We start from the raw sequence: 21,435 nt of genomic DNA, 5'->3' as shown, positions 1-21,435 counted from the left end.
CCGCGACACCAACAACCCCACACCCAAAAAAGGCGCAGAACAAGTTGACGTCAACGGGGCATAACAAACTAATTCGTCGACTAATCAAACACACTGTTGAGTTCTCAAGTATCAGACGCACCCGTTCCTCACCGACTGAGTCGGCTTGGTCGCGGGGCAACCTGCAGAAACTTACCGGGCGCTCCGTCCCGCGTCAAACTGTGCGGTTCGTCGTGCTTCGGTGGTCGCAGCTGGTCTCCTACTCAGCTGGCCTTCTGGCCAGGAGCGGCGCCGCTTGCGGCGACAGGTGAAACATTAGACGACGTTCGGCCGCCATGACAAACCGGGGGGCCACCTCACGCATAACCGCAGGTCAGCGGCCTGCGCGGCGTCTCGGGGCGGCCGGGCGGTAGGTGCTGACAGTGGGGTCGTCAGTGATCCAGAACCGCCACGGGCGGTCCGCTGCGAGCCGCAACCCCACCCTCGGCCCGGTGCTGACGTCGCTCACCGTGTCCCCCGCGACCAGGTCGGGTCGCGTCCCGTTGTGCGACAGGTCGATGCCGAGCACCCGGCACAGCCGCGCGGGACCGCGCGCCAGGTCGCGGTCGCTGCTGGCGGGGCGGCGCTCGCGTGCGACGTCGTGCCCGGCCACCACCTCGCCCGCACGGAGCAGGACGGCGCCCGGGTCCCCCTCGGGACCGGTCACCAGGTTGGCGCAGAAGTGCATGCCGTAGACGAAGTAGACGTACAGGCGCCCGGGTGGACCGAACATCACCGCGTTGCGCGCGGTCTGGCCCCGGTGGGCGTGGGAGCCGGGGTCGCGCGGGCCGGCGTACGCCTCCACCTCGGTGAGCCGGACGGAGACGCCGCCGTGGGTCAGCACGGCGCCGAGAAGACGGGGCGCGACCTCGAGCGGGTCGCCCTCAGCCCAGGCGGTCACGGTGGCCGGTGGTCGCCGCGACCACCTCGTCGAGCTGCTCGCGGACCCGAACAGGAGCGGTCCCCCCGCGACCGGAGCGGGACGCCACCGAGCCGGGCACGGTCAGCACCGACCGCACCTGCGGCGTCAGGGACGGCGAGATGGCGGCGAGCTGGTCGTCGGTGAGGTCGGGCAGGTCGCAGCCGAGCTCCTCGCAACGGCGTACGCACGCGCCGGCGAGCTCGTGCGCATCACGGAAGGGGACGCCCTCGCGCACCAGCCACTCGGCGACGTCGGTCGCGAGCGAGAAGCCCTGCGGCGCCAGCTCGGCCATGCGGGCGCCGTTGAAGGTCAGCGTCGCGACCATCCCGGTCATCGCGGGCAGGAGCACCTCGAGCGTGCGGACCGAGTCGAAGACCGGCTCCTTGTCCTCCTGCAGGTCACGGTTGTAGGCGAGCGGGAGGCCCTTGAGGGTCGCCATCAGTCCGGACAGGTTGCCGATCAGGCGACCCGACTTGCCGCGCGCGAGCTCGGGGATGTCGGGGTTCTTCTTCTGCGGCATGATGCTCGACCCGGTCGACCAGGAGTCGTGCAGCGTCGCGAAGTCGAACTCCCGGGTCGTCCAGAGGATGACCTCCTCGGCGAGGCGGGACAGGTCGACGCCCACCTGGGCGGTCACGAACGCGAACTCGGCGGCGAAGTCGCGCGCCGACGTGCCGTCGATGGAGTTGGCCGACGAGCCGGTGAACCCCAGCTCCGCCGCGACCGCCTCCGGGTCGAGGCCGAGCGTCTGCCCGGCCAGGGCGCCCGAGCCGTAGGGCGAGTCGCCGGCCACGCGTGCGTCCCAGTCGCGCAGCCGGTCGACGTCGCGCAGCAGCGGCCAGGCGTGCGCCAGCAGGTGGTGCGCGAGCAGCACCGGCTGGGCGTGCTGGAGGTGGGTGCGTCCGGGCATGACCGTCTCGGCGCCCGGGGCGAGGTGCTCCCCCGCCTGGGCGGCCAGGACGTCGACCAGGTCGAGGACGAGTCCCGAGATGGTGCGGGCGTGGTCGCGGAGGTAGGCACGGAAGAGCGTGGCCACCTGGTCGTTGCGGGACCGTCCGGCACGCAGGCGCCCGCCGACCTCGGGGCCGACCTCCTCGAGCAGCAGCCGCTCGAGGGCGCCGTGGACGTCCTCGTCGGTGGGCGCCGGGTGCAGGTCGCCAGCGTCGTAGCGCTCCCCCAGCACCGCCAGCCCCCGCAGCAGCTCGGCGTGGTCGGCGTCGCTGAGCAGCCCGGCGCGGTGCAGGGCGTTGGCGTGCGCCCGTGAGCCGGCCAGGTCGTACGGCGTCAGCTGCCAGTCGAAGTGCGTCGACCGCGACAGCTCTTGGAGCTCGGGCGACGGCCCGCTCGCGAAGCGGCCTCCCCACAGCGAGCCCTCGTTGGTCGTGCCGCCGCTCGCCGGTGTGCCGGTCAGGTCAGCCATCAGTCGGTCCCGAACTCCATCGCTGCGTGCTCCAGGGCGGACTCGTCGGCCGCCTGGGCCGCCGGGTTGTCAGTGATCTTGTCGTAGCCGCCGGCCTCGATGGCACCGTAGAGGGTGCCGTTCTCGACGAGCACCTGGCCCTGGTCGAGCGGCTGGGCGGCGTAGAGCTCGAGCTTGGCGCGCGAGTCGGCGATGTCGAGGTTGCGCATGGTGAGCTGGCCGATCCGGTCCGTGGGGCCGAAGGCGGCGTTGTCGGTGCGCTCCATCGACAGCTTGTCCGGGTGGTACGAGAACGCGGGGCCGTCCGTGCGCAGGACCGAGTAGTCCTCACCGCGCCGCAGCCGCAGCGTCACCTCACCGGTGACCAGCGAGGCGATCCAGCGCTGGATCGACTCGCGGATCATCAGCGCCTGGGGGTCGAGCCACCGGCCCTCGTAGAGCAGGCGACCGAGCTTGCGGCCCTCGTTGTGGTACTGCGCGACGGTGTCCTCGTTGTGGATGGCGTTGACGAGTCGCTCGTAGGCGATGAAGAGCAACGCCATCGCGGGGGCCTCGTAGATGCCGCGCGACTTGGCCTCGATGATGCGGTTCTCGATCTGGTCGGACATGCCCAGCCCGTGGCGCCCACCGATCGCGTTGGCCTCGTGGACCAGCGCGACGGGGTCGTCGTGGTGGACGCCGTTGATGGCGACGGGGCGGCCCTGGTCGAAGCGGATGGTGACGTCCTCGGTCTCGATCGCGACGGACGGGTCCCAGAACTTCACGCCCATGATCGGGTCGACCGTCTCGAGCGAGACGTCGAGGTGCTCGAGGGTCTTCGCCTCGTGGGTGGCGCCCCAGATGTTGGCGTCGGTGGAGTAGGCCTTCTCCTGGCTGTCGCGGTAGGGCAGGCCGTGCTCGGTCAGCCACGCGCTCATCTCGTTGCGGCCGCCGAGCTCGGTGACGAAGTCGGCGTCCAGCCACGGCTTGTAGATGCGCAGGTCGGGGTTGGCGAGCAGGCCGTAGCGGTAGAACCGCTCGATGTCGTTGCCCTTGAAGGTCGAGCCGTCGCCCCAGATGTTGACGTCGTCCTCGTGCATGGCACGCACGAGCATCGTCCCGGTGACCGCGCGGCCGAGCGGCGTCGTATTGAAGTAGACCCGGCCCCCGGAGCGGATGTGGAACGCGCCGCAGGCCAGGGCGGCGAGGCCCTCCTCGACCAGCTGGGTCTTGCAGTCCACGGCGCGCGCGAGCTCGGCGCCGTACTGCAGGGCACGCGACGGCACGCCGGAGATGTCGGGCTCGTCGTACTGACCGATGTCGGCGGTGTAGGTGCACGGGACCGCTCCCTTGTCGCGCATCCAGGCGACGGCGACCGAGGTGTCGAGGCCGCCGGAGAACGCGATGCCGACGCGCTCGCCGACCGGGAGGGAGGTGAGGACCTTGCTCACAGGGAGTCCTTTGCAGAGGTGGGGGTGGGTGCCGAGGGGCTGGGGTTGTTGCCGGGGCTGTGCCGGAAGTCGTTGGCGAGGTCGAGGAACCGCTGGGCGAGCGCGTCGCCTCCGGCGGGGTCGCGTCCGATGACGAGCAGGGTGTCGTCGCCGGCGATGGTGCCGAGGATGTCACCGAGGTCGGCCTTGTCGAAGGCGCTGGCGAGGAACTGGGCCGCGCCGGGCGGCGTACGCAGCACGACGAGGTTGGCGCTCGCCTCGGCGCTCACCAGCAGCTCGGCGCAGAGACGGGCGAGGCGGTCGCGGCCGGCGGCGCTCTCGCGCGGGGCCGAGACGCTGCGGTCGCCTCCCTCCCCCGGCACGGCGTAGACCAGGGCACCGTCGGCGTTGCGCACCTTGACGGCGTCGAGCTCGACGAGGTCGCGGCTCAGCGTGGCCTGGGTGACGCGGACGCCGAGGTCGGCCAGCAGGTCGGCCAGCTCGGTCTGCGAGCGCACCGGGTGGGTGGTCACGATGTCGATGATCCGCTGGTGGCGCGCGCTCTTGGTCAGCGGCGACACGGCGCTCATGGTGAGCGCTCCAGCAGCCATGTCAGCACCGCCTTCTGCGCGTGCCGCCGGTTCTCGGCCTCGTCCCAGACGACCGAGTGCGGGCCCTCGATGACCTCCTCGGAGATCTCCTTGCCCCGGTAGGCCGGCAGGCAGTGCAGGACGATGGCGTCGGCCGCGGCGTGGGCGAGCAGGTCGTCGGTCACACCGTAGGGCGGGAAGATGCGTAGCCGCTCCTCCGACTCCTCCTCGCGGCCCATGCTGACCCACGAGTCGGTGACCACGACGTCGACCCCCGTGGCCGCCTCGACCGGGTCGGCGGTCAGGTCGATCGACCCGCCGGTGTCCTGCGCGAGCTCGCGGGCCCGGGCCACCACGTGCGCGTCCGGCATGAAGCCGTCGGGGGCGCCGACGACGACGTGCAGGCCGGCAGAGGCCCCGGCGAGGACCCACGAGTTGCCCATGTTGCAGGCGCCGTCCCCGACGAAGGCGACCCGCAGCCCGGCCAGCCTGCCCTTGTGCTCGCGCACGGTCTGGAGGTCGGCCAGCAGCTGGCAGGGGTGGAACTCGTCGGTCAGCGCGTTGAGCACCGGGACACCGGCGTACGCCGCCATCGTGACGACGTCGGCCTGGTGGGCGGTGCGCCAGACGACCGCCGCAGCCTGGCGCCCCAGGATGCGCGCCACGTCCTCGACGCCCTCGCGCGACCCCATGGCGGCGAGCCCGCCGTCGACGGTCATCGGGTTGCCGCCGAGCTCGGCGATCCCAGCAGCGAAGGAGACCTGCGTGCGCAGCGTCGGGCGGTCGAAGACCAGCGCGACGGTCCGGGGACCCGCCAGCGGCTTGTGGTCGAACGGCTCGGCCTTCATCCGGTCGGCCAGGTCGAGGACCTCGAGCAGCTCGGCCGGCGACAGGTCGTCGTCGCGGAGGAAGTGACGGGTCATCGGCTGGACTCCTGTGCAGCGGTGCGAGCGGTCTCGAGGATGGCGGGCAGGGCGGCGGCGAGGGCGTCGAGGTCGGCGGCGGTGACCACGAGTGGTGGGACGAACCTCAGCCGGGTGGGGCCGGTCGCGTTGAGGATGAAGCCGGCGTCGCGTCCGGCCGCCACGGCCTGCGGGGCGTAGGGACCGTCGAGCTCCGCACCCAGCATGAGCCCGGCGCCGCTCACCTCGCGGACGCCTGCCTGCGCGCGCAGGACGGCCTCGAGCTGGGCACCCCGGGCGACCGCGGCGTCCATGAGCCCGTCGCTCTCGATCGTGTCGAGGACCGCGAGCGCGGCCGCCGTCGCGACCGGGTTGCCGCCGAAGGTGGTGCCGTGGTTGCCGGGCTGCAGCAACGTCGCCGCCGCTCCCCCGGCGACCGTCGCCCCGACGGGGATGCCTCCGCCGAGGCCCTTGGCCAGGGTGACGACGTCAGGCCGCACCCCCTCGAGCAGCTGGTGGGCGAACCACGCGCCGGTGCGCGCGATGCCCGTCTGCACCTCGTCGAGCCACAGCAGCGCACCGTGGTCGTGGGCGATGCGCTGGGCGGCGGACAGGTAGTCGGCGGACGGCACGACGACGCCGGCCTCGCCCTGGATCGGCTCCAGCACGACCGCGGCGACGGTGTCGTCGACCGCAGCCTCGAGCGCGGCCACGTCGTCGTAGGGCACGAAGGTGACGTCGCCGGGGAGCGGCTCGAACGGCTCGCGGTAGGCGGCCTTGGAGGTCAGCGCGAGGGCGCCCATCGTGCGGCCGTGGAAGGACCCCTCGGCGGCGACGAGACGGGTGCGGCCGGTGCGCCGGGTGAGCTTGAGCGCGGCCTCGTTGGCCTCGGCGCCGGAGTTGCTGAAGAACACGCGGGCGTCGTCGGACCAGCCGAGCAGGCCGACGAGCCGCTCGGCCAGGGCCACCTGCGGCTCGGTGGCGAAGAAGTTGGAGACGTGGCCCAGCGTGCGCAGCTGGGTGGTCACGGCCTCCACGAGGGCGGGGTGGGCGTGGCCGAGGGCGTTGACGGCGATGCCGCCGAGCAGGTCGACGTACTCCTTGCCGTCGGTGTCCCACACGTGGGCGCCCTCACCGCGGGCGAGGGCGAGCGCGGGTGGGCCGAAGGTGTTCATGACCGCGCCGGCGTAGCGGTCCCGGACGTCGTTCATGCGTCCTCCTCGCTCGGGTAGGGCTTGCGCATCCGCGTCGCGACGCCGGGCAGCACCTGGGTGCCGACGCCCTCGTCGGTGAAGATCTCGAGCAGCACCGAGTGGGGCTCGCGGCCGTCGACGACCGTCGCCCGCGGCACGCCACCGGTGACCGCCTCGTAGCAGGCACGCATCTTGGGGACCATGCCCGCGTCGAGGGACGGCAGCATCTCGCCGAGCGCCTCCGGGCTGATCTCCTGGATGAGGTCGTCGGAGTTGCCGTAGTCGCGGTAGAGGCCCTCCACGTCGGTGAGGACCAGCAGCTTCTCGGCTCCCAGGGCGACCGCGAGCGCCGCGGCGGCGGTGTCGGCGTTGACGTTGTGGACCACGCCGTCGACGTCGGGCGCCACCGAGCTGACGACGGGCACCCGGCCGGCCTGGATCAGGTCGAGGACGGCCTCGGGCCGCACGCGGGCCACCTCGCCGACGAGGCCGAGGTCGACCTCCTCGCCGTCGACGACCGTGTTGGTCGGCTCGGCGGTGAAGAGGCCGGCGTCCTCGCCGGAGAGCCCGACCGCGAGCGCGCCGTGCTGGTTGATGAGCCCGACGAGCTCGCGCTGCACCTGCCCGACGAGCACCATGCGGACGACGTCCATCGCCTCGGGGGTGGTCACCCGGAGCCCGCCCCGGAACTCGGACTCGATGCCGAGCTTGTCGAGCATCCGGGAGATCTGCGGGCCGCCGCCGTGCACGACGACGGGCTTGAAACCCGCGAAGCGGAGGAAGGCGATGTCCTCGGCGAACGCCACCTTGAGCGAGTCGTCGGTCATCGCGTTGCCGCCGTACTTCACCACGATGGTGCGCCCGTGGTAGCGCTTGAGCCACGGCAGCGCCGCGGCCAGGGTGCGGGCCTTGGCCGGGTCGGGGCGGCGCGGGTTCTGGACGGTGTCCGGGCCGGTCGGGGGGCTGGTCTGTTCGCTCATGAGCTGTAGGCGCTGTTCTCGTGGACGTAGGCGTGGGTGAGGTCGTTGGTCCAGACGGTGGCACGCGCGTCGCCGGACTTGAGGTCGATGGTCACGCTCACCTCGCGGCCGGTGAGGTCGACACCGGCCGGGTCCTCGGCTGGCGTGGACTGCCGGCACACCCAGACGCCGTTCATCGCGACGTCGAGGTCGGCGGGGTCGAACTGCGCCTGCGTGGTGCCGATGGAGGCGAGCACGCGCCCCCAGTTGGGGTCGTTGCCGAAGACCGCGGCCTTGAAGAGGTTGCTGCGCGCGACGCTCCGGCTCACCTCGACCGCCTCCTCCTCCGTCGCCGCGTGGACGGTGGTGATCGCGATCTCGTGGTCGGCGCCCTCGGCGTCCTTGAGCAGCTGCATCGCGAGGTCGGTGCAGGCCTGGGTCAGCGCGGCGGTGAAGTCCTCCGGGGTGGGCGTGATGCCGCTGGCACCGCTCGCCATGACCGTGACGGTGTCGTTGGTGGACATGCAACCGTCGGAGTCGAGCCGGTCGAAGCTGACCCTGGTCGCGGCGCGCAGGGCGGCGTCGAGGTCGGCGGCGGGGACGACGGCGTCGGTGGTGAGGACGACGAGCATGGTGGCCAGCTGCGGGGCCAGCATGCCCGCGCCCTTGGCCATCCCGCCGATGGACCAGCCGGCACCCTCCACGACCGTGTTCTTGCTGACCGAGTCGGTGGTCATGATGGCCTCGGCCGCGTGGGCGCCCCCATCGGCAGAGAGCGCAGAGGTGGCGGCCTCGACGCCGGCGAGGAGGTCGTCGCGGTCGTTGGCGAGGCCGATGAGGCCGGTCGAGCAGACGACCACGTCGATGGCACCGATGCCGAGGCCCTCGGCGACCTTCTCGGCGACCGCGTGGGTGGTCTGGAAGCCGTCGGGGCCGGTGTAGCAGTTGGCGCCGCCGGAGTTGAGGACGACCGCCTTGACGGTGCCGTCCTTCACGACCTCCTGGCTCCAGAGCACCGGGTTGGCCTTGCAGCGGTTGGCCGTGAACACGGTCGCGGAGTCGAAGGTGGGGCCCTCGTTGACGACGAGGGCGAGGTCCTTGCCGCCGCTGGACTTGAGTCCGGCCGCGACGCCGGCGGCGGTGAAGCCGTGGGGGTGGGTGACTGTCATGGTGCGAGTCCGATCGTGGTGAGCCCGGCGGCCTCGTCGAGACCCAGGGCGAGGTTCATGCACTGGACGGCGGCGCCGGCGGTGCCCTTGGCCAGGTTGTCGACCACGGCCACCGCCACCAGTCGTCGTACGCGCTCGTCGACCGCGACCTGCACCTGCACCGCGTTGGAGCCGAGCACGGACTGGGTCTGCGGCCACTGGCCCTCGGGGAGGAGGTGCACGAACGGCTCGGTGTCGTACGCCGTCGCGTAGGCGTCGCGGACCTGCGCCGGGGCGACCCCGTCGAGCAGGGGCGCCTGGACCGTGGCGAGGATGCCGCGCGACATCGGGACCAGCAGCGGCGTGAAGCCCACCTTCACGGGGGCGCCGGCGACGCCGCTGAGGTTCTGCACGATCTCCGGCGTGTGCCGGTGCGTGCCGCCCACGCCGTAGGCGCTCGCGTTGCCCATCACCTCGCTGCCGAGGAGGTGGGGCTTGGCGGCCTTGCCGGCACCGCTCGTGCCCGATGCCGCGACGACCGTGACGTCGGGCTCGACGAGCCCGGCGGCGAGGGCCGGCGCCACCGCGAGGGTCGAGACGGTCGGGTAGCACCCGGGCACGGCGATCCGCCGGGCACCGCGCAGCAGGTCGCGCTGGCCGGGCAGCTCGGGGAGCCCGTAGGGCCACGAGCCGGCGTGCTCGCCGCCGTAGAACGCCTGCCACTCCCCCGGGTCGGTGAGCCGGAAGTCGGCACCGCAGTCGATGACGACGGTGTCGTCGCCGAGCGCCTGGGCGATCGCGGCCGACTGGCCGTGCGGCAGGCCGAGGACCACCACGTCGTGCCCGGCCAGGGTGTCGACCGTGGTGTCGGCCAGGACGCGGTCGGCGAGCGGCAGCAGGTGCGGCTGGAGGGCGCCGAGCCGCTCCCCCGCGTTGGAGCCCGCGGTCAGCGTGCCGACCTCGACCTCCGGGTGCGCCAGGAGGAGGCGCAGGACCTCACCACCGGCGTACCCACTGGCTCCGGCGACGGCGACTGTTGCAGGCATGTGCATGACTATACATTACTTTGCATGTCCTCCCGCACGGAGGTCGCACAAATGCGGCGCGCGGCGTCGGTCGCCTCCCCTACGGTGCACGGGTGAGCCCACACCACACCGTGATGTCCCCCGACGCCTACCTCGAGCACCTGCGTGCCGAATCCGCCCGCTCCCGCGAGGTGCTCGCCGGGTGCGACCCGTCATCCCGCGTGCCTGCGTGTCCCGACTGGGACGCCTCCGACCTGCTGTGGCACCTCGCCACGGTGCAGCGGTGGTGGACCGAGGTGCTGACGGCCCGGCCCGTCCGGCCGGAGGAGATCGACCCGCCCCGCCCCGAGTCCTACGACGACCTGCTGCGCACCTACGACGAGTGGTCGGCCGGCCTGGCCGCCGCGCTCGAGGGCGCAGACCCCCGGGAGGAGGCCTGGACCTGGTCGGACGACCACACCGTCGGGTTCATCCTGCGCCGACAGGCCCACGAGGCACTGGTGCACCGCGTCGACGCCGAGCAGGCCGCCGGGCTCGCGAGCGAGGTCGACGCACGGCTGGCGACCGACGGGGTGCACGAGTGCCTCGACGTGATGTACGGCGGCATGCCGCCCTGGGGGTCGTGGGAGCCCGGGGACGGCACCGTGCGGGTCGACGTCACCGACACCGGCGAGTCGTTCTGGCTGCGGTTCGGGGTCTTCGCGGGCACCGATCCGGACAGCGGCACGACCTATGCCGAGGAGGAGGACTTCCACGTGGTCCCGGCGCCGGACGACACCGAGGTCGAACCCGACGTCGTCGTCGACGGGCCCGCGGCGGCGCTCGACCTGTGGCTGTGGAACCGCTCCGACGACACCCGGGTCTCGGTCGCCGGGGACCGCGGCGTCCTCGAGAGGTTCACCGCGGTCGTGGCGTCGCCGATCAACTGAGGACAACCGGTCGAGGCCTCGGAGCGTCTGCACGCGCACTGGGCCTTGAGTCTCCTGGAGACTCAAGGCCCAGTGTCGGCATGGACGGGCGCGGGTCAGGCGCGTTGCACGGCGCCGGTGCGCTGGGCGGCGAGGGCGACCGCTGCGTCACGCGCGGCCGCCGCCTCGCCCTCCTTGAGCGTCCGGTCGGGAGCGCGGAAGCGCAGGGCGTAGGCGAGCGACTTCTTCCCCTCACCGACCTGGTCGCCGGTGTAGACGTCGAAGAGCCGGATCGACTCCAGCAGCTCGCCGGCCCCCTCACGCAGGGCGGCTTCCACGTCCGCAGCCGGCACCGAGGCGTCGACGACCAGCGCGACGTCCTCCTTGGCGACCGGGAAGGACGAGAAGGTCGGCGCCGTGCGCAGGTGCACCGCCCGTGCGATCAGCAGGTCGAGGTCGACCTCCGCGGCGACGGTGCGCTTGGGGAGGCCGAAGGCCTGGCACACCTTCGGGTGGACCTCACCGGCGTGGCCGACGACCTCACCGTCCACGGACAGCTCGGCGCAGCGGCCCGGGTGCCACGGCGCGAGCTCCACGGCTGAGGCGCTGACCTCGAGCCCGAGAGCGGCGGCCACGGCTCGTACGGCCTCGACGGCGTCGGCCCACGAGAACGGACGGGCCTCGCCCCACCAGCCGCCGGACACCGCGTCACCGGTGCCCACCAGGGCGAGGTGGAGGGGCTGGGCGGGCAGGGCGGCGTCGAGGGCCTCGAGCTCGGCCTCGGTCGGGCGCCGGTCGACCGGGAGGATCGGAGCCGGTCCGGCGTGGCGCGGCAGCGTCACCGTGCCGGTCTCGAAGATCGCGACGTCCGTGGTGCCGTGGCCGACGTTCTTGCCCGCCGCGCGCAGAAGGCCTGGCAGGAGCGTGGAGGTCATGAACCCGGCCTCGGCGCTGAGCGGGTTGGACAGGCGCAGCAGGTCGCGGCGCGGGTCGTCGGCCGCGAGGCCCAGCGCGTCGAGGTCGGCCTCACCCACGAACGGGAAGCTCACCACCTCGACGTAGCCCTCGCCGGCGAGGGTGCGGCCGACCCAGCGCCGCAGCTGCTGCGGTCGGGTCAGGCCGCGCCCCGACGGGGGCGTCGGCAGGACCGACGGCACCTTGTCGTAGCCGACGAGCCGGACGACCTCCTCGGAGAAGTCCTGCGCGTCGGTCAGGTCCGGACGCCACGGGGGCGGGGTCACCGACAGCGTCCCCGAACCGGTGACCTCGCAGCCCACCGCGCGCAGGCACTCCACCGACTGCTCCTCGGTGATCGGCATGCCGGAGACCCGGGCGGCCAGGTCGCCCGCGACGGCGACGACGGGCATCTCGGGCGGGCTGCCCACGACGGTCACGCCGGGGTGGGCCGTGCCGCCGCCGTGCTCGACGAGGAGCTCCACGACCCGGTCGGCCGCGGCCTCGCAGATCGTCGGGTCGACCCCGCGCTCGTTGCGCTTGCCCGCCTCCGAGGTGATCCGGTGACGCCGGCCGGTGCGGAACATCGACACCGCGTCCCAGTGGGCCGCCTCGACCAGGATCGACGTGGTGCTGTCGGAGATCTCGGTCGTCTCCCCGCCCATCACGCCGCCGAGACCGATGATCCCGGAGTCGTCGGTGACGACGAGGTCGCCGGGGTCGAGGATGCGGGCGGTCCCGTCGAGGGTGGTGAGCTTCTCGCGCTCGCGCGCACGGCGTACGACGATCGCGCCCTGCAGCTTGTCGGCGTCGTAGCCGTGGATCGGCCGGCCGGTCTCGAGCATCACGTAGTTGGTGACGTCGACGGCCAGCGAGATGGGCCGCATGCCGGCGGCCGTGATGCGCCGGACCATGAAGTCCGGCGTGGGGGCCGCGGGGTCGAAGCCGTCGACGCGCCGGGCCACGAACACCGGACACCCCTCGGCGTCCTCCACGACGACCGGGTGGCCCTCGTCGTTGGCGGCCGGGGTGTCGCGCAGCGCCGGGTCGCGGAAGCCGCTCGCGCCCTCGACGGAGACCAGCACCTCGCGGGCGATGCCGCGCAGGGACAGCGCGTAGGCCCGGTCGGGGTTGACCTCGAACTCGATGGTCTCCTCGTCGAGGCCGAGCACGGGACGCACGTCCTGGCCGGGCTCACCGGCGTCGGGCGGCAGGACGATGATGCCGTCGTGGTCGTCGCCGAGACCGAGCTCGCGGGCCGAGCAGATCATGCCGGCGGACAGGTGCCCGTAGGTCTTGCGGGCGCCGATCTCGAACCCGCCGGGCAGCACGCCGCCCGGCAGCACGGTGACGACGAGGTCGCCCGGCTCGAAGTTGTGGGCCCCGCAGACGATGCCCTGCGGCTCGCCGGTCCCGTTGGCGTCACCCACGTCGACGGTGCACCAGTTGATGGTCTTGCCGTTCTTCTGCGGCTCGGGCTCCTTCGTGAGCACGCGGCCGATGACCAGCGGGCCGGTGATGTCGCGGCCGGGGCTGACGATGGCCTCGAGCTTGAGGCCGGTCAGCGTGAGCCGGTCGGTGATCTCCTCGGTGGTGGTGCCGTCAGGTACGTCGACGAGGTCCAGGATCCAGGACAGGGGTGCCTTCATCGCTCGTTCTCCCCTCTCAGATCTCGGTGCCGAACGCGCTGCTGAACCGGACGTCGCCCTCGAAGAGCGGACGCAGGTCCTCCAGGTCGTGGCGGAACATGAACGACCGGTCGATGCCCATCCCGAAGGCGAAGCCGCTGTAGACCTCGGGGTCGACGCCGCAGGCCACCAGGACGCGCGGGTTGACCACGCCGCAGCCGCCCCACTCGATCCAGCCCTCGCCGCGGCAGGTGCGGCACGAGGCGGAGTCGACACCGCGGCAGACGAAGCAGCGCACGTCCACCTCGGCCGAGGGCTCGGTGAACGGGAAGTAGGACGGGCGGAACCGCGTGGTGATCCCGTCGCCGAACAGCTGCGAGGCGAAGTGGTCGAGCGTGCCCTTGAGGTGCGCCATGGTGATGCCCTCGTCGACCACGAGGCCCTCGACCTGGTGGAACATCGGCGAGTGCGTGGCGTCGTACTCGTCGGTGCGGAACACCCGACCCGGGCAGACCACGTAGATGGGTGGCGTGCGGGTGAGCATCGTGCGCGCCTGCACGGGCGAGGTCTGGGTGCGGAGCACGACGTGGTCCTCGGCCGGCTCGGTCCAGAAGGTGTCCTGCATGGTGCGCGCCGGGTGGTCGGGACCGAGGTTGAGGGCGTCGAAGTTGAGCCACTCGGCCTCGACGACCGGCCCCTCGGCGACCTCGTAGCCCATCGCCACGAACAGGTCGGCGATCAGCTCGGACTGCAGGGTCAGCGGGTGCCGGCCTCCGCGGCGGCGGCGCGTCGTCGGCAACGAGACGTCGACGGTCTCCTCGGCCAGCATCCGCTCCTCGTGCTCGGCCTCGAGCACGGTCTGCCGGGCGGCGAGGGCCTGGTTGACGGCACCGCGGGCCTGACCGACGCGCTGGCCGGCCTCCTTGCGCGCCTGGGGCGGCAGGGCACCGATCTCGCGGTTGGCCAGGGCCAGGGGCGAGCGGTCGCCGGCGTGGTCGATCCGGACCTGCTTGAGGGCGTCGAGGTCGGCGGCGTCGGCGATCGCGGCGAGCGCCGCCTCACGCATCGCCTCGACCTGGTCGGCCTTGAGCGGGGTCACTTCGACGGGGTCGTAGTCGGTGTTGGGGCCGGACATGGCTCCCTTTCTTGCTGCAGCGGGTCGCCGCAGAGTCTAGAAGTGGATGAGCGTCGGGTCGGACGGGGACTCCCCGGACCCGGTGACGTCAGCTGCCCGACGGACCAGGTCCGGGGCGGAGAAATCGCAGGCTCGTGTCCACGACGGTGACTCTACTCGTCGTAGGCGGCCCAGGCGCCACTGCATTCCGGGCCGAGGCCGACCGACACCGGGCCTGCAGGACTCGGCCCCGGCTCGAGGCCGACCCTGGTCAGCGCGTCCTCGGCGCGGGAGCGCGAGAGGTTCCAGGCGCGCGGGTCGTCGAGGACCTCGGACGTCATCGTCTCGTAGGGCAGGTCCGACAGCACGCAACGGGCGACGTCGGCAGGCAGCCGCTCGGCGATCACCGGGGCCGCGTCGGCCGACAAGGTCTGCAGGTAGGACAGGTCCAGCTTGCCCGTGGCGTCGTAGCGGTCGAGGTTGCGCCCGGCCACCCACGCCTCGGGGTTGATCGCGGCCAGACCGACGAGTGCGACGGCTCCCGAGACCAGCGCGATGCGCGGGAGCCAGGCGCCCCGCCGGGCGACGCCGGCCACCATGATCGCCAGCACCACGAACCCGAGCCAGCCCTCGAACACGTCGACGAAGAGCCGCAGGGTCGTGAAGCCGTAGGCGTCCTGGTAGACCGACATCCCGCGCAGCGCGGACGCGACGACCAGCAGCGTGAGCACGCAGAGCAGGCCGAGCGAGCCGAGGAGCCACCGGCGGTCCGCGGCGTCGTCACCGGCCCTCCGCGCGGCGATCCACACGACCAGCACCGTCAGCGCCGTGGCGAGGGTGAGCTGGCCGAAGCCCTGGTGGACGTAGTCGGCATAGGTGAGGCCGGTCGTGGTCTCGATGTAGTCGCGGCCCCCGACCAGGGCCCGCGCCTGCGCGGCGATGAAGGCGATGAACACTGCGTCGACGACGAGCACCGGGACCAGCCACTCGAAGCGGTTGGCCAGCGCCGACGGACGCCGCCCGCCGAGCACCTCGACGTCGGCTGGGTTGAGCGCGAGGTAGGCGGCCCCCAGGGTCGCGGCGAAGCCGAAGCAGGCCAGGAACGCCCGTCCGACGAGGTCGTTGAAGGTCAGGTTGGGCACGAGCTGGTCGACCCAGGACCCGAAGACGGGGTTCGCGCTGGCGAAGATCGTGCCGAAGACCCCGAGGCCCAGCAGTGACCAGGCCGTCGTACGCACCACGGCGGGCGTGCGCGAGCCGGTGCCGGCGAGCCGCAGGGAGCGCCCGAACCACGGCAGGCCCCGCAGCGAGGCGAGCGGCCATGCGATGCCGGACAGCAGGATGCCCGGCATCGTGCGGGCGCCGGTGACGCCGCAGAGGAACACCGCTGCGGCGACGACGAGGCCGAGCATCTGCACCCACCACGCGTCGAGCAGGGTCATCGGGAGCACGAGCAGCACCGCCAGCACGGCGCACAGCAGCGTCCACGGCTCGCGTCGCCGGCGGGCCGTGGCCAGCGCGGCCGCACCGCAGGTCAGGGCGACCAGCGTCCAGGTGATGCCGACCGCGGTGAACGACAGGGCGATCCCGGCGACGAGTCCGGCGACCGCCGCGGCGGCCACCGTCCGGAGCCCGTGCGGACCACCGCGGTCCGGCCAGAACCGGCCGAACAGGCCGTCCAGCCCGGACTGGGGGGCGGCGGCGACCACCGGCGACGACGTCGCGGCGGGCGCCGGTGGTGCGGCCGGGGTGGACGCCGGCGCCGAGGGACCTTGCACGGCGGACGGGGCCGCGGCCGGCGCCGTACGGCCGGCGTCTCCGGGGACCTCCAGCCGCAGGCGGGCGCCGTGCCCCGTCTCGGGGTCGAGGAAGCGCAGCGTGCCGCCGTGGAGCTGCGCCACCCACCGGGCCACGGCGAGGCCGAGGCCGGTGCCGCCCGCCCCGTCGGTGCCGAAGCGCTCGAAGACCCGCTCGCGGTCCTCGGGGGCCACTCCCCCGCCGGCGTCGACGACCTCGAGCCACCACGAGCCGTCGGTGCTCCCGGCGGCGACCCGCACGGACGTCTCGGCGGGCGCGTGCCGCGCCGCGTTGTCCACCACGTTGACGAGGAGCTGGCGCAGCCGGGCCGGGTCGCCAGCCACGACGAGGTCGTCGTCGACGTCGATCGCGACGGCGCCGGCGCTGCCGGCGGCACGCACCTGGGCGACCGAGTCCTCGACGAGTGCCCGCAGCGCCACGTCCTGGCGGTCGAGGTCGACCACACCGGCCTCGAGCCGGGAGAGCTGCAGCAGGTCCTCGACGAGTCGGCCCAGCCGTTGCGCCTCCTCGAGCGCGGCGCCGAGGTGCTCCGGGTCGGCCGGCACCACCTCGTCGGCGAGGTTCTCGAGCAGCGCGGTCATGGCGGTGAGCGGCGTACGCAGCTCGTGGGAGACCGTGGCGATGAGGTCGCGGCGCTCCCGGTCGACCGTCGCGAGGTCCTCGGCCATCCGGTTGAAGGCAGCGGCGAGCTGGCCGACCTCGTCGGTCGCGGACGTCCGCACGCGCCCGGTGTAGTCACCGCGCGCCATCGCCCGCGACACCTCGGTCATCCGCCGCAGCGGGGCCACCATGCCGGCCGCGAGCAGCTGCGTCACCCCGAGCGCGAGGGCGACGCTCACCGGCAGCACGAGCAGCGCCGGGACGTCGGCGGCCGAGCCGAGCAGCGTGAGCAGGACCGCGGTCACGACCGACGCGACCACCAGCAGGCCGAGCTTGGCCTTGAGGCTGGAGACGTTGTCGAGCCAGGCACTCACCGGTGGTCCTCCAGGGCGTAGCCGACGCCGTGCACGGTGCGGATGCGCGAGGCACCCACCTTGCTGCGCAGGGCCTTGACGTGGCTGTCCACCGTGCGGGTCGCGCTCGCGCTGGCCCAGGCGTCACCCCAGTCCCAGACCTCGCGCAGGAGCCGCTCGCGGCTCAGGACCTGCCCGGGCGCCCGGGCCAGGCACAGCAGCAGGTCGAACTCGGTCGGGGTGAGGTGGACGGGCTCCCCGTCGACCGTGGTGCGCCGGGCTCCGGGGTCGAGGCGTACGCCGTCCACCTCGATCGTGGCGGGACGCTCGTCGGCCAGCGCCGCCGCCCGCTCCACGCGTCGCAGCAGCGCGGCCACGCGGGCGACCACCTCTCGCATGGAGAACGGCTTGGTGAGGTAGTCGTCGGCCCCGACCCCGAGGCCCACCAGCACGTCGGCCTCGTCGTCGCGGGCGGTGAGCATCAGCACCGGCACGGGACGCGCGGCCTGGATGCGGCGGCACACCTCGAGACCGTCGAACCCGGGGAGCATCACGTCCAGCAGGACGACGTCGGGACGCACCTCCGCGGCCCTCTCGACCGCGGTGGGCCCGTCGAAGGCCTGCTCGACGGTGTAGCCCTCGGCGCGCAGCCGCTGGGCGAGGGCGTCGTTGATGGTGCGCTCGTCCTCCACCACCAGGGCGGTCCTGGGCCTGGCTGCGGACGTCGGGCGTGAGGTCATGCCACGACCCTAGGAGCGCGGGTGGGTCGGAGGCGGGGACGACTCGTGAAGGTTGTGTGGAGGTCGGCCCTCGTCACTCCGGACGCATGTCCTCCCGCGGCCAGTCGACCATGACGCGAGCGCCTCCGCCGGGCGCGTCGTCGATGGTGACCCAGCCTCCGTGCGCCCGCGAGAGGCCGCCGACGATGTACATGCCCAGCCCGCTGCCGCCGGAGTCGCCGGTGGTCCAGAACTTGGTGAAGACGCGCCGGCGGAGCTCAGCGGGGATGCCCTCGCCCTCGTCGTCCACGGTGATGCGGACCCCGTCGAGGGCGTCGGAGACGGCCAGCCGGACCCGCACCTGGCCCTGGCCGTGCCGGACGGCGTTCTCGACGAGGTTGGTGACGACCTGGGTGAACTTGTCGGGGTCGGCGAACACCTCGGGCAGGTCGGGGTCGACCTCGAGACTGATGCCGCGTGCGGTGCCTGCCTCGATGGAGTCGACGACCCGGCGCACGAGCACCTCCGCGGAGACCTCGCGCGGGTAGAGCTGCAGCCGACCGGTGTCGATCCGCGCCACGTCGAGGAGCTCGGCGATGAGCCGGGCGAGCCGGTCGGCGTCGGCGTTGACCGTGGTGAGCATCAGCTTGCGCTGGTCGTCGGTGAGCTTGTCCCAGCGGTTGAGCAGCGCCTGCACGAAGCCCTTGACCCCGGTCAGCGGCGAGCGCAGCTCGTGCGCGACCGTGGCGACGAGGTCGGAGCGCTCGCGGTCGAGCCGCGCCCGCCCCCGGCCGCTGCGCAGGCCGACCGCGATCCCGATGACGCGGCCGAAGGGCTGCTCGCGCACCAGCCTCGCGGTCGTCAGGACCTCGTCGCCGGAGGCGTTGAGCCACGACTGCTCGGGCACGCCGCGGGTGATCGAGATGGCGTCGAAGGGCCGGTTGACGTCGAGCCAGGTCCGACCGTCCTGGTCGAGCAGCCGGAGCACGTCGGGCAGGGGAAGGCCGAGCGCCTGTTCGGCGTCGACACCCAGCAGTGCGGCGCCCTGGGCGTTGAGGATCGTCACCACGCCGTCGCGACTGGCGCCGAGGATGCCGTCGGGGTAGAAGTCGGCGAGCGTGCGCAGCCGGCTCGGGCGGGCGGAGTCCACCCGGTGGCGCGGGGCGTAGTCGTCTGGCACGACCCGAACCCTAGTCGGAGCGCCTACCGGTCGGACCGGTTCCGCGCCGCCGCCTTGGGGCAGCGCAGACCGGCGGCGCGCAGCGCCACGACGAGCTCGCGCGACGACACCGGGACGGCCCCGGCGGCGACCAGCGCGTCGTAGGCGTCCGCGGGGACGTCGTAGTGGTCGCGGTCCCACCCGCGAGGCGGGACGCCGTGGGCGGCGGCGAAGGCGTGGACCTCCTCGTAGGAGGTGTCGCTGGCCAGGTGCGACCAGAGCCGGTCCCAGCGCGGCACGGCCGGCGGATCGATGAGGATCATCGCCGCCGAGCCTAGGGCATGCGGACGTGCCGCAGCGGCGTGCGACCGGAGGGGTCGTACGCCGCTGGACAGGTGGACGGGTCGGCTCAGGCGTAGAACTCCCGGATCGCTCCGGCGAGGTCCTCCGGCACCTCCATCGCGGCGAAGTGCCCACCGCGCGGGTGCTCGGTCCACGAGACGATGTCGGTGTTGTCGCGCTCGGCGAAGGGGCGCATCGACCGGAAGTCGTCGGCGAACACCGCGACCCCGATCCGGCCCTCGTTGACCCGGGCCTCGCCGTCCCGGTCGGCGTGGTAGACCCGCGCGGCGCCGGCGCTGCTGTTGGTGAACCAGTAGAGGCTGACCTGCGTGAGCACCTGGTCGCGGGTCAGCAGGCTTGTGCCCGTGCCGAAGTTCTCGAACAGCTCGTTGTAGGCGAGCTGGCCCACCGGCGAGTCGCTGAGGGCCGCCGCGATGGTCTGGGGACGCGACGCGTTCATCGCGGCGAAGCCGTTGACGGTCTGGAACCAGCCGGCGAACTCCAGCGCGCCGTAGTCGGCCGGGGTCATCTGCTCGGACTCTGCCGGGTCACCGGACGGGAAGGAGAACAGCTGCAGGACGTGCGCTCCGCGGAACCCCTCGGGCGCGAGCATGGCCAGCTCGCGGGAGACGATCGCACCGTTGTCGGACCCGTGGGCGCCGTACGACTCGTAGCCGAGGCCGCGCATCAGGGTGTCCCACGTCCGCGCGATCCGCCGGGAGTCCCACGCCCCGTCGGCGAGGGGCTGGCTCCAGCCGACGCCGGGGACCGACGGGATCACCAGGTGGAAGTCGTCGGTCAGGTGCGGCACCAGGTCGAGGAAGTCGACGAACGACCCGGGGTAGGTGTGGAGCAGGAGGAGGGGCGTGGCGTCCTCGGCGGCGGAGCGCACGTGCACGAAGTGGACGGTCTGGCCGTCGATCTCGGTGAGGAACTGCGGGTAGGCGTTCATCCGCTCCTCCTGCGCGCGCCAGTCGAAGTCGTTGCTCCAGTGCGCGACCATCTCGCGCAGGTAGGTCACGGGTGCGCCGGCCGACCAGTCGTCGGTGCCGGCCGTGTCGGCCGGCTCGGCGGCGAACCGGGTGCGCGCCAGGCGCTGCTGGAGGTCGTCGACGGCGTCCTGGGGGACGGCCACGGTGAAGGGGCGGAGGTCGAGGGTCTGGGTCTGGCTCTGGTGAGTGGTCATGCCGGTACGGTAGGAAGGGTTCCGGCACGGTTCGCTCCGCTACTCACGCCCGGTCCGACACATTCTCCCGACTGCCTGCAAGGTGTGCGATCCCGCTCCAGACGTCCTCCCGGCTCCTCGCCCTGCTGGGTCTGCTCCAGGCGCGCGCGGTCGTCCCGGCCGCGGACCTGGCGTCCCGGCTCGGCGTGGGCGAGCGCACCGTCCGCAAGGACGTCGAGCGGCTCCGAGAGCTCGGCTATCCGATCGATGCCGTGCGCGGACCGTCCGGCGGCTACCGGTTCGGCGACCACGGACGCCTCCCTCCCCTGCTGCTGGAGGCCGACGAGGCGGTCGCGGTCGCCGTCGGACTGGGCTCCGCCGCCTCGGTGCGGGGCCTCGAGGAGCCGAGCGCGCTGGCGATGGCCAAGCTCGAGCAGGTGCTGCCCGACCGGCTGCGACGCCGGGTGCGCGCCCTCCACGAGAGCACCGACGTGGGTCCGGCCAACACCGCCACCAACGTCGAGGCGCCGGTCGTCGACGTGGGGCTGCTCGCCGACCTGGCGGCCGCGATCCGCGACCACGAGGGCCTGCGCCTGCGGCACCGTCCCGGCGGCGACGTCGACGCCGAGGAGCGGGTGGAGGCCGATCCCTACCGTCTGGTGAGCTGGCAGGAGCGGTGGTACGTCGTCGCCCGCCGCCGCGACGACCGCAGCTGGCGGGCCTACCGCGCGGACTGGATCGAGCTGCGGACGCCGGGCGCCGGGCGCTTCGTGCCCGAGCCGATGGAAGGTGGCGACTACTCGGCGTTCGTGCTGCGCGACGTGGCGTTCTCGGGCTGGTCGGTGCACTGCCGCATCGCGGTGGACGCCCCCGCCGAGGAGGTCCTGCGCCGGATCAACCCGACGGTCGGCGTCGTGGAGACCGTCGACGAGGAGCACAGCGTCCTGGTCACCGGCGCGGACAGCGTCGAGATGGTCGCCGTGTGGATCGGCATGCTCGGCCTCGACTTCCACGTCGACTCCCCGCCGGAGCTGGTCGCGCACGTCGCGACCCTCGCCACGAGGTACGCCGGCGCGCTCCCCCGCTGAA

The 21,435-nt window shown here is 73.0% G+C and carries 18 protein-coding genes; 2 read left to right on the top strand and 16 right to left on the bottom strand.

Translation table 11 applies throughout. From position 1 onward, the window contains the following. Positions 1-352: 352 nt before the first annotated feature. From NCI01_RS07095 to argC, 9 genes are read right to left on the bottom strand one after another with little or no spacing between them, the layout of a single operon-like run. A complete protein-coding gene (locus NCI01_RS07095) occupies positions 353-919 on the bottom strand; it encodes a DNA-3-methyladenine glycosylase (protein ID WP_254180763.1) in 567 nt (188 codons plus the stop codon). Next, the gene (gene argH, locus NCI01_RS07090) at positions 903-2,360 is read right to left on the bottom strand and encodes an argininosuccinate lyase (protein WP_254180762.1); all 1,458 of its coding nucleotides are present in this window, start codon (positions 2,358-2,360) and stop codon (positions 903-905) included. The genes NCI01_RS07095 and argH overlap by 17 nt, the downstream gene beginning before the upstream one ends. Continuing rightward, positions 2,360-3,790 carry an argininosuccinate synthase gene (gene argG, locus NCI01_RS07085; protein ID WP_254180761.1) on the bottom strand — a complete coding sequence of 477 codons (1,431 nt, stop codon included), beginning with the start codon at positions 3,788-3,790 and terminating at the stop codon, positions 2,360-2,362. The genes argH and argG overlap by 1 nt, the downstream gene beginning before the upstream one ends. Further along, positions 3,787-4,380 carry an arginine repressor gene (locus tag NCI01_RS07080; RefSeq protein WP_254180760.1) on the bottom strand — a complete coding sequence of 198 codons (594 nt, stop codon included), beginning with the start codon at positions 4,378-4,380 and terminating at the stop codon, positions 3,787-3,789. The genes argG and NCI01_RS07080 overlap by 4 nt, the downstream gene beginning before the upstream one ends. Beyond that, complete coding sequence (gene argF / locus NCI01_RS07075) at positions 4,356-5,282, bottom strand: ornithine carbamoyltransferase (protein WP_254180759.1); 927 nt, start codon at positions 5,280-5,282, stop codon at positions 4,356-4,358. The genes NCI01_RS07080 and argF overlap by 25 nt, the downstream gene beginning before the upstream one ends. Beyond that, positions 5,279-6,472, bottom strand: a complete 1,194-nt coding sequence (locus tag NCI01_RS07070) for an acetylornithine transaminase (protein ID WP_254180758.1) — start codon at positions 6,470-6,472, stop codon at positions 5,279-5,281. Before NCI01_RS07070 ends, argF begins: the two co-directional genes overlap by 4 nt. Continuing rightward, positions 6,469-7,434, bottom strand: coding sequence for an acetylglutamate kinase (argB, locus tag NCI01_RS07065; RefSeq protein WP_254180757.1), 966 nt, complete (start codon positions 7,432-7,434; stop codon positions 6,469-6,471). The genes NCI01_RS07070 and argB overlap by 4 nt, the downstream gene beginning before the upstream one ends. After that, positions 7,431-8,582 (bottom strand): bifunctional glutamate N-acetyltransferase/amino-acid acetyltransferase ArgJ, encoded by a 1,152-nt coding sequence (argJ, locus tag NCI01_RS07060; protein ID WP_254180756.1) that lies wholly within the window; start codon positions 8,580-8,582, stop codon positions 7,431-7,433. Before argJ ends, argB begins: the two co-directional genes overlap by 4 nt. Next, the gene (gene argC, locus NCI01_RS07055; protein ID WP_254180755.1) at positions 8,579-9,607 is read right to left on the bottom strand and encodes an N-acetyl-gamma-glutamyl-phosphate reductase; all 1,029 of its coding nucleotides are present in this window, start codon (positions 9,605-9,607) and stop codon (positions 8,579-8,581) included. Before argC ends, argJ begins: the two co-directional genes overlap by 4 nt. A 92-nt stretch (positions 9,608-9,699) precedes the next feature. On the opposite strand from argC, the gene NCI01_RS07050 reads away from it, so the two are divergent. Next, positions 9,700-10,515, top strand: coding sequence for a maleylpyruvate isomerase N-terminal domain-containing protein (locus NCI01_RS07050; RefSeq protein ID WP_254180754.1), 816 nt, complete (start codon positions 9,700-9,702; stop codon positions 10,513-10,515). A 95-nt stretch (positions 10,516-10,610) separates the two neighbouring features. Here the strand turns inward: NCI01_RS07050 and pheT are convergent, their stop codons facing one another. The 7 genes from pheT to NCI01_RS07015 form a co-directional block, all read right to left on the bottom strand. Then, a complete protein-coding gene (gene pheT / locus NCI01_RS07045; RefSeq protein WP_254180753.1) occupies positions 10,611-13,097 on the bottom strand; it encodes a phenylalanine--tRNA ligase subunit beta in 2,487 nt (828 codons plus the stop codon). 16 nt (positions 13,098-13,113) lie between these two features. Further along, complete coding sequence (gene pheS, locus NCI01_RS07040) at positions 13,114-14,211, bottom strand: phenylalanine--tRNA ligase subunit alpha (protein WP_254180752.1); 1,098 nt, start codon at positions 14,209-14,211, stop codon at positions 13,114-13,116. 152 nt (positions 14,212-14,363) lie between these two features. Further along, complete coding sequence (locus NCI01_RS07035) at positions 14,364-16,982, bottom strand: DUF4153 domain-containing protein (protein ID WP_254180751.1); 2,619 nt, start codon at positions 16,980-16,982, stop codon at positions 14,364-14,366. Next, positions 16,979-17,701 carry a response regulator transcription factor gene (locus NCI01_RS07030; protein ID WP_254180750.1) on the bottom strand — a complete coding sequence of 241 codons (723 nt, stop codon included), beginning with the start codon at positions 17,699-17,701 and terminating at the stop codon, positions 16,979-16,981. Before NCI01_RS07030 ends, NCI01_RS07035 begins: the two co-directional genes overlap by 4 nt. 73 nt (positions 17,702-17,774) lie before the next feature. After that, the gene (locus NCI01_RS07025) at positions 17,775-18,860 is read right to left on the bottom strand and encodes a sensor histidine kinase (RefSeq protein WP_254180749.1); all 1,086 of its coding nucleotides are present in this window, start codon (positions 18,858-18,860) and stop codon (positions 17,775-17,777) included. 23 nt (positions 18,861-18,883) lie between these two features. After that, on the bottom strand, positions 18,884-19,162 hold the full coding sequence (locus NCI01_RS07020) for a DUF4031 domain-containing protein (protein ID WP_254180748.1): 279 nt from the start codon (positions 19,160-19,162) through the stop codon (positions 18,884-18,886). Positions 19,163-19,248: 86 nt separating this feature from the next. Further along, positions 19,249-20,367, bottom strand: a complete 1,119-nt coding sequence (locus tag NCI01_RS07015) for an epoxide hydrolase family protein (RefSeq protein ID WP_254180747.1) — start codon at positions 20,365-20,367, stop codon at positions 19,249-19,251. Between the two features lie 71 nt (positions 20,368-20,438). Between NCI01_RS07015 and NCI01_RS07010 the strand changes: the two genes are divergently transcribed. Then, entirely contained in the window at positions 20,439-21,434 is a 996-nt protein-coding gene (locus NCI01_RS07010) for a helix-turn-helix transcriptional regulator (RefSeq protein WP_302181752.1), read from the top strand. Position 21,435: the final 1 nt, after the last annotated feature.

The sequence above is a fragment of the Nocardioides pinisoli genome, from assembly GCF_024199985.1.
Lineage (GTDB): Bacteria > Actinomycetota > Actinomycetes > Propionibacteriales > Nocardioidaceae > Nocardioides > Nocardioides pinisoli.
The sequence above is the reverse complement of the archived record's forward strand: the minus strand, read 5'-3'. Positions and strand labels throughout refer to the sequence as shown.